General features: G+C 73.6%; 9 protein-coding genes. 3 read left to right on the plus strand and 6 right to left on the minus strand.

The genetic code is table 11. From position 1 onward, the window contains the following. Positions 1–50: 50 nt before the first annotated feature. Positions 51–656 (plus strand): hypothetical protein, encoded by a 606-nt coding sequence (locus tag MKD51_RS12075; RefSeq protein ID WP_240240547.1) that lies wholly within the window; start codon positions 51–53, stop codon positions 654–656. Positions 657–747: 91 nt separating this feature from the next. Here the strand turns inward: MKD51_RS12075 and dxr are convergent, their stop codons facing one another. Together dxr and MKD51_RS12085 are read right to left on the minus strand one after the other, a co-directional pair. Next, complete coding sequence (gene dxr / locus MKD51_RS12080) at positions 748–1,836, minus strand: 1-deoxy-D-xylulose-5-phosphate reductoisomerase (protein ID WP_240240548.1); 1,089 nt, start codon at positions 1,834–1,836, stop codon at positions 748–750. Then, a complete protein-coding gene (locus MKD51_RS12085) occupies positions 1,833–2,333 on the minus strand; it encodes an OsmC family protein (protein WP_240240549.1) in 501 nt (166 codons plus the stop codon). Before MKD51_RS12085 ends, dxr begins: the two co-directional genes overlap by 4 nt. Positions 2,334–2,391: 58 nt before the next feature. Between MKD51_RS12085 and MKD51_RS12090 the strand changes: the two genes are divergently transcribed. Continuing rightward, positions 2,392–3,726, plus strand: coding sequence for an aminotransferase class III-fold pyridoxal phosphate-dependent enzyme (locus MKD51_RS12090; protein ID WP_240240550.1), 1,335 nt, complete (start codon positions 2,392–2,394; stop codon positions 3,724–3,726). Then, complete coding sequence (gene ald / locus MKD51_RS12095; protein ID WP_240240551.1) at positions 3,726–4,838, plus strand: alanine dehydrogenase; 1,113 nt, start codon at positions 3,726–3,728, stop codon at positions 4,836–4,838. Before MKD51_RS12090 ends, ald begins: the two co-directional genes overlap by 1 nt. On the opposite strand, the gene MKD51_RS12100 is transcribed toward ald, so the two are convergent. From MKD51_RS12100 to MKD51_RS12115, 4 genes are all read right to left on the minus strand, one after another. Further along, positions 4,839–7,523: an FtsK/SpoIIIE domain-containing protein gene (locus MKD51_RS12100; RefSeq protein ID WP_240240552.1), complete on the minus strand. Its 2,685-nt coding sequence runs from the start codon at positions 7,521–7,523 to the stop codon at positions 4,839–4,841. 193 nt (positions 7,524–7,716) lie between these two features. Beyond that, positions 7,717–9,870 (minus strand): transglutaminase domain-containing protein, encoded by a 2,154-nt coding sequence (locus MKD51_RS12105; RefSeq protein WP_240240553.1) that lies wholly within the window; start codon positions 9,868–9,870, stop codon positions 7,717–7,719. Beyond that, positions 9,867–11,045, minus strand: a complete 1,179-nt coding sequence (locus MKD51_RS12110; RefSeq protein WP_240240554.1) for a DUF58 domain-containing protein — start codon at positions 11,043–11,045, stop codon at positions 9,867–9,869. The genes MKD51_RS12105 and MKD51_RS12110 overlap by 4 nt, the downstream gene beginning before the upstream one ends. Before the next feature lie 17 nt (positions 11,046–11,062). Beyond that, positions 11,063–12,013 carry a MoxR family ATPase gene (locus MKD51_RS12115; protein WP_240240555.1) on the minus strand — a complete coding sequence of 317 codons (951 nt, stop codon included), beginning with the start codon at positions 12,011–12,013 and terminating at the stop codon, positions 11,063–11,065. Positions 12,014–12,030: the final 17 nt, after the last annotated feature.

Raw genomic sequence — 12,030 nt, forward strand, 5'->3', positions numbered from 1 at the left:
GCCCCATCTGCCCTGCACTCCTCATAGGGAGCGTGCTTACGCTGACGCCCATGGCCGCTCACCCGAGATCGCAGCACGCCGTCGCCGAGCGCGTGCCGCGTGCCGCCTCCGACGGCCGCACGATCGTGCTCGGCGTGCTCGGGCTGCTGCTGGTGGTGGTGCTCGTCTGGATCGTCTCGCGACCGGAGCCCGATCCGGTGGCGCAGACGGCCCATGTCGAGGGCGAGCTGCCTCGCTCGGTGGGCAGCTGGAGCGGGCAGCAGCTCGCGAACGCCGCGATCGTCATCCAGGCGGGCCGCGACCTCGGCCTCTCGGAGCGCGACGTGCGCATCGGCGTCATGACCGCGATGGGCGAGTCGAGCCTGCGGGTCGTCGATCACGGCGACGACGCGGGGCCCGACTCGCGCGGGCTGTTCCAGCAGCGCACCGGTTGGGGGGCCTATGAGGTCCGCATGGATGCGTACGGCTCGGCCGTGCTCTTCTACCGGGCGCTCGATCGGCTCGACGGCCGCGACGAGCTCGCCCCGACCAGGGTCGCGCACGCGGTGCAGATCAACCGGGACCCCGATCACTATGCGCGATGGTGGGAGGACGCGGGCGCGGTGGTGGAGGCTGTCGATGCGGCCGGTGTCGAAGTGGTCGTCACACCACGCTGATCGAGGAGCGCGCAGCGCGTATCGAGGTCACGCGGGTCGCCATCTCGATACGGCGCCTGCGGCGCCTCCTCGATGACCGAGATGCGGGCCGCTAGCGGTTCACGCCGGCCGCCTCGTCGGCGACGCGACGCGCCCAGCGCTCGGCGTCGAGCACGCGCTCGAGCGTCAGCTCGCCGGGCTCATGCTGCTCGAGCACCCGCTCGATGGTCGGGATGATGTCGAGGTAGCCGATGTCGCCGCGGTGGAAGGCGTGCACCGCCTGCTCGTTGGCCGCGTTGAACACGGCCGGGTAGGTCGAGCCCGCCTGCCCGACGCGCTTCGCGAGCGCCACCGCCGGGAAGGCCTCGTCGTCGAGCGGCTCGAAGGTCCAGCTCGACGCAGTCGTCCAGTCGAGCGGCGCCCCGACGCCGGGGATGCGGTGCGGCCAGTCGAGGCCGAGCGAGAGCGGCAGGCGCATGTCGGGCGGCGAGGCCTGCGCGATCGTCGAGCCGTCGACGAACTCCACCATCGAGTGCACGATCGACTGCGGGTGCACCGTCACGTCGATCTGCTCGAACGGCACGTCGAAGAGCAGATGCGCCTCGATCACCTCGAGGCCCTTGTTCACGAGCGTCGCGGAGTTGGTGGTGACCATCGGGCCCATGTCCCACGTCGGATGGGCCAGCGCATCCGCCGGTGACACATCCGCCATCTGTTCGCGGCTCCAGCCGCGGAAGGGGCCGCCGGATGCGGTGAGCACGAGCCTGCGGATCTCGCCGTGGTCGCCGGATCGCAAGCACTGCGCGATGGCCGAGTGCTCGGAGTCGACCGGCACGATCTGGCCGGGCTGCGCACGCTGCATGACGAGATCGCCGCCGGCGATGAGCGACTCCTTGTTGGCGAGCGCGAGCGTGCGGCCGGCGTCGAGCGCCGCGAGCGTGGGCGCGAGCCCGACGGAGCCGGTGATGCCGTTGACCACCACGTCGGCCTCGACGGACTCGATCATCGTGACGGCCGCGTCGGCGCCGAGCGCGGCCTCGCCGCCGAACTCGGCCTGCTGCGCGTCGAGACCGGCGCGGTCGCGGCCGGCGACGAGCCCGACGACCTGGAAGCGGCCGGGGTTCGCGCGGATGACGTCGAGGGTCTGCGTGCCGACCGAGCCGGTCGAGCCGAGGATGATGACGCGGCGCGGCGCGCTCACGCGTGGGCCTCGCCCTGCGCGACCGTCTCGCCGTCGACCACGATCGTGGGCGCGTGGAGCACAGGGAAGGCGACGGATGCGGCGATGAAGCAGTCCTTGGACGCCTGCACGTGCGCGTCCAGCGCGTCTGCCGCCTGGGACGCATCCGTGATCGTCACCACCGGGTGCAGCACGGCCTCGGTGAAGCGGCCGCCGGTGCCTGCGGTCTCCATCGTGGCGGTGGCGGCATCGCGGTAGGCGGTGACGACGATGCCGCGGCTGACCGCCTGGTGCAGGTAGCTGAGCATGTGGCACTGCGCGAGCGCCGTCAGCAGCAGCAGCTCGGGGTTGTGGCGCGCGGCGTCGCCGCGGAACGTCTTGTCTGCCGAACCCAGGATGTCGGGCAGGCCCTCGATGCGCACGACGTGATCGCGCGTGTAGGAGCGATAGCTGCTGGTGCCCGCCTCACCCGCTCCGGTCCATTCGACTTCGACGGCGTACGCGTGCTGCATCGGCATGCGGCCAGCCTAGGCCTCCGGCTGTCGAGGAGCACGGTGCCCGGCGTAGGATTCCAGCATGACTGACACCGCTGCCCCCGCCGTCTCCCGCTCGATCGTCACCGAGATCCCCGGTCCGAACTCGCGAGCGCTCCTCGAGCGCAAGGCGCAGGCGGTGCCGCAGGGCATCCCGAGCCAGCTGCCGGTCTTCATCGCCGAGGCGCACGACGCGATCATCACCGACGTGGACGGCAATCGCTTCATCGACCTCGGCTGCGGCATCGGCGTCACCACCGTCGGCCACACGAACGACGCGGTCGTCGCGGCCGTGCGCGAGCAGGTCGGCAAGCTCACCCACTCGCTGTTCGGCACGACGCCGTACGAGCCCTACGTGCGCGTCGCCGAGTACCTCCAGCAGCACACGCCCGGCGACCACCACAAGAAGTCGTTCTTCGTGAACTCCGGCTCAGAGGCCGTCGAGAACGGCGTGAAGATCGCCCGCAAGTTCACGGGCCGCCGCGCGGTGGCCGTCGTCGAGCACGGCTACCACGGCCGCACCAACCTGACGATGACCATGAACTACAAGCCGGCGCCGTACGCGACCGGCATGGGACCGCTGGCGTCCGACGTCTTCCACGCACCGGGCTCCTACCCGCTGCAGGACGGCCTGAACGGCGCAGAGGCCGCAGAGCGCACCCAGTACTACCTCGAGAAGCACGTCGGGGTCGAGGACCTCTCGTGCCTCGTGATCGAGCCCATCCAGGGTGAGGGCGGCTTCATCGTGCCCGCCGACGGCTACCTGCCGGCGATGCAGGAGTGGTGCACCGCCAACGGCGTCGTCATGGTCGCCGACGAGGTGCAGTCGGGCATCTGCCGCACCGGCAAGACCTTCGCCTCCGAGCACTTCGGCTGGGTGCCAGACATGGTGCTCTCTGCGAAGGGCATCGCCGGCGGCCTGCCGCTCGCGGGCGTCACGGCGCGCGCCGAGATCATGGACTCCGTGCACGTGGGCGGCATCGGCGGCACCTTCGGCGGCAACCCCGTCGCCTGCGCCGCGGCGGTCGCCGTCTTCGAGCAGATCGAGGCGGCAGACCTGAACGGCGAGGCGCAGCGCATCGAGCGCGTCCTGCGCCCGCTGCTCGACGAGCTCGCCGAGCAGCACCCGGAGATCATCGAGGTGCGCGGCAAGGGCGCGATGCTCGCGATCGAGTTCATCGACCCCGAGACCGGCGCTCCGATCCCGACCGCTCCGATCTCCGCGGCGGCCGGCAACGACGGCGTGCTCGTGCTGACGGCAGGCACCGACTACAACGTGCTGCGCTTCCTGCCGAGCCTGCAGATCACGGATGACCAGATCCGTGAGGCGATCGAGGTCATCGGCCGCGCGATCGAGTCGGTGAAGAGCGCGGCCTGATGCTCATCGGGGTCCCGCGCGAGATCAAGACAGACGAGGCGCGGGTCGCGCTGACGGCCACGGGGGCGACCGAGCTCGTCGCCCACGGCCACGAGGTCTTGATCGAGACCGGCGCTGGCGTCGGCAGCGGGATCCCGGATGCGGCCTACGAGGCTGCCGGCGCAAGGATCGTCGCGTCGGCGGCCGAGGCCTGGGCTGCGCAGCTGGTGCTCAAGGTGAAGGAGCCGATCGCCGCAGAGCTCGACTTCCTGCGCGACGACCTCACGCTCTTCGCCTACCTGCACCTCGCAGCGGCGCCGGAGCTCGCGCAGGCGCTCATCGAGCGCGGCACCACGGCGATCGCCTACGAGACCGTGCGCGCGCCCGACGGCTCGCTGCCGATGCTCGCACCCATGAGCGAGGTCGCTGGACGACTGTCGGTGACGCAGGGCGCCTCGCTCCTCACGGCACCGCAAGGGGGCGCGGGCCTGCTGCTCGGCGGCGTGCCGGGCACCCGCGCCGGCCACACGGTCGTGCTGGGCGGCGGCGTCGCCGGCACCGCGGCGGTCGAGATGGCCGTCGGGCTCGGTTCGCGTGTGACGGTGCTCGACGTCTCGCTGCCTCGGCTGCGGCAGTTCGACACGATCTACGGCGGTCGCGTGCAGACGCTGCACTCGAACCGCGTCACGGTCGAGGAGTCGGTGCGCGACGCCGATCTGGTGATCGGCTCGGTGCTCATCCCCGGTGCGAAGGCGCCGAAGCTCGTCACGAACGAGATGGTCGCCGGCATGCGTCCAGGCTCGGTGCTCGTCGACATCGCGATCGATCAGGGCGGATGCTTCGCCGACTCGCGGCCGACCACGCACCGCGAACCCACGTTCCGCGTGCACGAGACCGTGTTCGCGTGCGTCGCGAACCTGCCGGGTGCCGTGCCCCGCACCTCGACCGAGGCGCTCACGAACGCGACCCTGCACGCCACGACCCGGCTGGCCGATCTCGGCTGGCGAGCGGCGCTGACGGCGGATGCGGGGCTTGCGGCGGGCCTGAACACCTCGGGTGGGCACGTGGCCAATGCTGCGGTCGCCGCGGCGCTCGAGACGCAGGCGACGCCGCTCGCCACGCTGCTCGGCTAGCTACCGAAGTCGCTCGAAGCGACCCTCGAGCAGCACCCAGGCGGGCGCGGCGCGCATGGGCGGCGGAGGCGGCGCGTGCCGCAGCACCTGCCGCAGCTGTCGCTCGTCGACGCCCAGCACCACCACGGGGCGGTCGGCGCGCAGCCGGTCGAGCTCGCCCCACGCGGCCTCCCACTCGGCGACGGTGCCGACGACGAGCCCGGCGGCGTCATCCCGACCCACTCGATCAGGGCCTGTTCGATCGGGGCCTGTTCGATCAGGGCCGGTTCGAGCTTGGCCGGGTCTCGCCGCCGGCCCCGAGAGCGCGGCAGGCAGCTGCGCCCCGACGCCCAGCACGACTGCCGCCGGCCCGCGCGGCAGCGTGACCGCGCGCGGCTCACGCCGCGGCGCGACTCCCTCGGGCAGCGCGAGCTGCACGCGCTCGTCACGCAGCCAGCCTGCGCCCGGCGGCAGCGAGGCGTCGTGCAGGTGGCCGTCGCCGCCGGCGACGATGTGCTCCTGGCGGCTCGCGATCCGCAGCAGGATGCGCAGCTCGGCGAGCGGCGCGAGCTGCCCCATCGCAGTCGAGACGCGGCGTGCGGTGAGCGCGACCGGCGCGCTCTCCCGCATCCGTCGCGCGATCGCCTGGGCGACCGTGGCCTGCTGCTCGTCGGTGAGCCTCGCCAGCTGCAGGTCGAGGTCGTCGACCACGAGCGGGCCCGGCTGCTGCAACGCGTCCCAGAGCGCGTCCTCGCGATCGACGACCGGCGTGCCGAGCTGCCCGGCCACGAGGTCGGCGAGGCTCGTGCGCCCGCTCGCCGCTCCCCCTATGGCCAGCAGCGGTCCGTCGACGGTCGGCCGCCACAGCACCGGGGCGACGAGCTGCTCCGACGGCCGGTCGACGAGCCCCAGCCGGATGCCCTCGCCCTCGATCGCCGCGAGCGGCAGCGACTCGGGCAGCGGCTCCCGCCAGGGCCTGGCCGCGCGGGACTGCCCCGCAGTGGCGGCCACGAGCGCGGCGAGGTGCTCGGGGCTCGCGAGGGCCGCCTGTGCCGTGCGCGTGGCGCCGCCGCTCACGCGCACGACGCAGCGGCCGCGGGCGGCGAGCGGGATCGACGCCGCCTCTGCGCCGCCGGTGACCGCGACCGCGTCGTGCTCATCGGTGACGCGCAGCGAGATGCGGATGCCGCAGTTGGCCAGCAGCGAGTCGCGCACCGCCTCTGCCGGCCGCTGCGTGCAGAGCACAAGGTGCACGCCCAGCGAGCGGCCCCGGGCAGCGAGGTCGACGAACAGCCGGTGCAGGTCGGGCAGCTCGTGCAGCATGGCGGCGAACTCGTCGACGACGATCACGAGCCGCGAGATGCCGCTCGCCTCCTCGATCGATCGCGCGCCCTGTGCAGCCAGCAGTCGCTCGCGGCGCCGCAGCTCGGCGCGCAGGCTCTCGATCGCGCGTCGCGCCCCGGCCTCGTCGAGGTCGGTCATGACGCCCACGCAGTGCGCCAGGCCCAGCAGCGGCGCGAAGGAGGCGCCGCCCTTGAAGTCGACCAGCAGGAACGAGACGTCCGAGGTCTCACGCCCAGCGGCGATGGCGGCGACCCAGGCGATGAGCAGCTCGCTCTTGCCGGAGCCCGTCGTGCCGCCGACGACCGCATGCGGGCCGTCGCGCACGAGGTCGAGCTCGATGGGCGCCTCGTCTGCCAGGAACACGGCAGCGAGGCCGCCGCTCGCGACCGGCAGCGCGTCGAGGTCGACGTGCGAGGGCAGCGAGCCCTCCCGCCGGATCCCCGCGTGCGCGGCGGCGCCGGCGAGCGTCTCGACCGCGGCGAGCGCCTCGCGCTCTGAGATCGCCGCCGGCGCGCACGAGCGCTCGCCCACGCGGGCACCGTCGAGCGCCGCATGGACGACGATGCGACACTCGCGCGGCAGCTGCGAGGCATGCTCGGCCACAGCGACCGTCACCTCCACGCCGTCGCCCACGAGCCGCACAGCCGAGCCAGGCTCCCGGTGGAGCGGATGCGGCAGGTCGTCGAGCCAGTCCCACGCGGGATCGTCGGGGACGATGGCCTCCGCGGCATCGGGTGGCACGGCATCCACCACCTGAATGACAGCCGAGCGCGCGAGCGCGAGCGCCACGAGCGGCGGGCCGACGATGCCGATCCCCTCGCGTGCGTCGACGACGACCGGACCGTCGACGATCGCGGCGGCGGAGCGCAACCGCTCGGCCGCAGCTGCGGCATCGAGCCGCTGCACCGCCGGATCGGTCGCCGGCACCGTGCCCTCGACCGCGACACCCGACGGCAGCGGCCCGGCTCCGAGCACGACCGGCACCGGCGCATCCGCCGCGCGCCGCCATCGATGCGGGTCGTGCGGCGGCCGCGCCGCGACCGCGCGTGGCCCCGGATGCGCGGCGAGCAGCTCGGCACGGCGCTCGTCGAGGGCGGCGTCGATGCGGTCGGCGACCGCCGCGAGCTCGACCCGCCAGCGCTCGGCCTCGCGCTTGCGGCGCTTGCGGCGGGTGCGCCGACCGTCGCCCATGCTGGCCACCGCGATGATCGGCCCGAGCAGCGCGAACACGAGCACCGTCGGGGTCTGCAGCACGAGCCAGAGCGCGCCGGCACCGAGCACGGGCGCGAGGCTCGCGAGCAGCGGGAACGGCGAGGGCTCTGGATCCGTGGGCGGCCTCGGCAGGTCGATGCGCGTCTGCATGGGGGCAGGATGCGTGACCTGACCCGGGGCGCGGGCCGCGCAGACCCGTCCCTGTGGAAAGCATCCGCCCGACACGATCGCGGTGGCGGTGCTCCGCGACAAACCGGTACCAGGTGTGCGCCAGGGCGAGGATTCGCGGCCACTTGGTACCGGTCTGCACGTGCAGGAGCAGAGCCCGCGACGCCCTCCGCCGTCAGCGCCGCGTGAGCGACGCCGGGTTCAGCCGCGCGAGCAGCGGACGCAGCCTGCCTTCGCCCGCATCGCGCTCCGCGAGCACGACGGCGCCGAGCCGCCAGGTCTCGGTGACCTCTGGCGCGCTCGGAGGCTCGGCCGCGAACACCGCACGGTCGACGCGGTGGGCGAGCTCGCGCATCGGGGCGTGCTCGCCCGCCTGCTCGAGGCGGGTGCCGGAGGACGTCAGCAGCTCGCCGCGGTCGCGCAGCCCGTCGACGACCTCAGCCCACGCACCCTCGGCGCGGTCGCGCGGCGCGTCGGCCCTGCGCCTGCGCCTGCGACGGATCACCTTCGCGATCACGAGGCCGACGGGGATGGCGGCGATCAGCGCGACGAGGCCGAGCACGGCGCCGATGGCAGCGAGCGCCTGCAGCAGTCGCGATGCGCTGTCGTCGGTGTCCTGCGGGGCGCTGGGAGCTGCGGGGTCTGCACCCTCGACCTGCCCGCCCGGCGCCGGCGCGGGTGCCTGCTGCATCGGCGGCTCCTCGACGACCGTCGGCGAGCCCTCCTCCTGCTCGGGGATCGGCCGCACATCCGGCATCACGTCGATCCCCACCCAGCCGGACTCCGCGCGCACCTCGATCCACGCATCCGCGTCGGACCCGAGCACGATCGTCGGAGCGCCCTGCTCGATCGCGTCGGGCGTGAAGCCCACGACCACGCGCGAGTCGAAGCCCAGCTGCCGCGCGAGCAGCATCGCAGCGGTGGCGTACTGCTCGGCGTCGCCGATCATCGGCTCGGCGAACATGGCCTCGAGCCGCTCGAGCGAGTGCCCGGGGCGCGACGGCGCCTCGTCGTCGAGCACGCCGTGGCTCACGTAGCCGTCGGCGCGGAGCCCCTCGAGCATGGCGGCAAGCCGCTCGCCGGGGCTCGTCGCGCCGCCGGTCCAGGCGGCGAGCGTCGTGAGCATCGCATCTGGCAGCGCCTGCGACCCCTGCCGCGGATCCTCCGGCACGAGCGCCGCGACGCCCTCCGGTGGGATGACCGCGCCAGCGGGCTCCGAGAGCATCTGGTAGCCGTCGCCGGTGGTGATGTCGGGCTCGACGACATAGGCGCCGAGCGCGTCGCTGCGGTGCAGCCCCGATGCCAGCTGCTCGGAGCGATCGCCCACGAAGCGGATGGCCGATGGCGTGCCGACCACCGGCAGCCACGCTGACGAGAGCTCGTCGATCGTGATCCCGACCACGCTGCCCTCGCCCGGCTCGGAGCTCGGGACGCGCTCGAAGGTCGCGCGGCCGACGCCCAGCACCTCGCCGTCGTAGCTGTCGAGGACGGCGGTGCGGATGCGTTGTCCCGGCTCCAGGCCGGTGGCTGCCAGCTGCGGGGCGGTGCGGGCCTCGGCAGACCAGAACGCGCGATAGCCCGAGAGCGGCGACGCGCCCTGCAGCTCGATCGACGAGGGGCTTTCGCCGCGCAGCACCGTGCGCTGCGGCACATCCAGCAGCGCGCCGGCCGTGCCGGCGGCCCCGGCTGCGATCGCGGCGACGGCGACACCGGCGCCGACGCGGCGCGCGAGCGACGAGAGCGCGCGCGGCGCGCGGCTGCGGCGTCGTGCCTGTCGCACGACGGCCACGTAGCCGCCGATGGGCACGAGCGCGATGAGACCGGTCAGCCATGCCTCCGGCAGCTCGCGCGGACCCCACAGGATCGACCAGATGCCGATCAGCGCAGGCACGAGCGCCGCCGTCTCCGCGCGCTTGGAGCGCAGCGCGATCGAGACGCCGACGACGCTGCCGACGAGCACGAGCACGACGGGGGCCATGAGCAGCGAGTCGCCCGTGCCGACCGGCAGCCCGATCGTCAGCAGCCGCCGCCACGACAGCACGATGGCCGCCATCGCCTCGCCGAAGGCCGGCAGCCACTCCCCGCGCGGGATGCGCTGCGGCGCGGTCAGCGGCACCGCGAGGATCGCGAGCGCGGCGACCCCGGTGCCGATGATCGAGATCGCCGTCCACCTGCGGACGGCGGCCAGCCACGCGATGGCGGCGCCCACGAGCACGCTGACGGCGAGCGCCACGACGAGCTGCAGGGTGCCGAAGATCCACCACATGGGGGCACAGGCCGCGGCGATCGCCAGCAGCAGCACCGCGACGGCGGGCGCGCGCTGAATCATCGCTGCCTCGACTGCCCGATGCCGCGCGAGAGATCCTCGATGGCCCCGACCGTCACGACATCCGCGTCGCCGAGCCTGGCGCGCGATGGCAGCGCGCCGACGGCGGCCCGCACCACCACCGACACGACGCCGGCCGGCATGCCGTTCGCCGCCGTGCGGAGCGTGCGCGGCGACACGGTCGAGCCCGTGATGAGCCACGCGAGACTGCCGGGCGACGCGCGGCGGGAGGCACGTGCGGCAGCGGCGATGCCGAGCTGCTGCCTGGGCTGGATGACGGCGAGCGCGTCGAGGAGCCGGTCGCGGCTGGCGGCGTCGATGGCGTGCGCCTCGCCCCGCTCGGTGCGGGGGCTCTCGACGATGCGAAGCTTGCGCCGGTCCGACATCGCGGCGAGGCCGAGCGTGCCGACGAGCGAGAGCGCGAGCTCGAAGTCGTCGCCGTCGTACTCGTCGGGCGCGGTGGAGAGCACGATGAGCGAGTCGGCGCGCCTGGACGGCTCGAACTGCCGCACGAGCAGCGAGCCGTAGCGGGCGCTCGAGCGCCAGTGCACCAGGCGCCGGTCGTCGCCGGGCGCGTACTCGCGCAGGCTGTGGAACGAGACGTCGTCGGCGGTGCGCTCGGCGGCCGCCTCACCGTCGAGGTCGCGGACGATGCCGCCGGCACCGCCGGGCAGCCGCACCACGCGCGGGTGCACGACGAGCGTGCGCGACTCGGTCAGGCGGTGGCGCCGCTCGAGCACGCCGAAGGGGTCGGTGCGCAGGATCGTCGCAGGCCCGATCGTGCGCAGCCCGCGCCGCGAGGTGTCGAGCGGCACGGAGCGCACGACGCGACCGCCGACATCGATGGGCGGGATCTCGAGCACCACCTCCATGTCGCCGACGTCGAGGTCGACCTGGCTGGGGGTCGCGGCGCGCGTGGGCCGCGAGACCTCCACGAGGGCGAGCGCGTCGGCGCCCACCGGCACGCGCTCGGCGCTCAGCCCGATGCGGGCGCGCGCCCAGCGCTCGCCGACGATCCACGGCACGGCCGCCAGCACGAGCACGCCGGCGGCCACTGCGGCGACGAGCGCCTCGGTCCAGCCCAGCGTGCGAGCGATCGCGAGCCCGACGACGACGACCGCGATCAGCGTCCACCCCCACGGGGTGATCGCGCGAACGACGGCGTCGAGTCGGTGCATCTCAGCGTCCGGGCATGTCAGCGCCTGGGCGGCGCCACGGTCAGCATGAGCTGCTGCACGATGCTCTCGGGGCGCACGTCGTCGAACTCCGCCTCCGGCTGCAGCACAAGCCGGTGCGCGAGCGCGGGCACGGTGAGCGCCTTGACATCGTCGGGGGTGACGTAGTCGCGGCCGTGGATCGCCGCCCACGCCCTGGAGGTGCGCACGAGCGCGAGCGCGCCGCGCACCGAGACGCCCAGGCGCACCTCGTCGGCCTCGCGGGTCGCCTCCACCAGCCGGGCGACGTAGTCGACGATCGACGCCTCGACGTGGACCTTGCGGATCATGGCGGCCATCGCCTGCACCGTGCGCGCATCCGTCACCGGCCTGATGTCCTCTGGCGAGTGCTCCTCGCCGGAGTCGGTCAGGATGCGGAGCGTCGAGGCGTGGTCGGGGTAGCCGATCGAGGCCTTGAGGGCGAAGCGGTCGAGCTGCGCCTCCGGCAACTGGTAGGTGCCGGCGTGCTCGATCGGGTTCTGCGTGGCGATCACCATGAACGGCTGCGGCACCGCGTGGGCGATGCCGTCGACGGTGACGTTGCCCTCCTGCATGACCTCGAGCAGCGCAGACTGGGTCTTCGGGCTCGCCCGGTTGATCTCGTCGGCGAGCACGACGTTGGCGAACACCGGTCCCTGGCGGTACTCGAACTCGCCGCGACCCTGGTTCCAGACGCTGACGCCCGTGATGTCGCCCGGCAGCAGGTCGGGGGTGAACTGGATGCGACTGGCCGTGCCGTCGATGGTGGCCGCGAGCGCCCTGGCGAGCGAGGTCTTGCCGGTGCCGGGGTTGTCCTCGATCAGCAGGTGGCCGTGGCTGAGCATCGCGGTGAGCGAGAGCTGCACGGCCAGCGGCTTGCCGACCAGCACGCGCTCGACGCGCTCGACGACCTGCTCGGCCAGCTGCTGGATGCTCGAGACATCGACTCCCACGGGCGGTTCCTCTCTCG

Origin of the sequence: Agrococcus sp. ARC_14, assembly GCF_022436485.1 — a bacterium.
Taxonomy (GTDB): Bacteria; Actinomycetota; Actinomycetes; order Actinomycetales; family Microbacteriaceae; genus Agrococcus.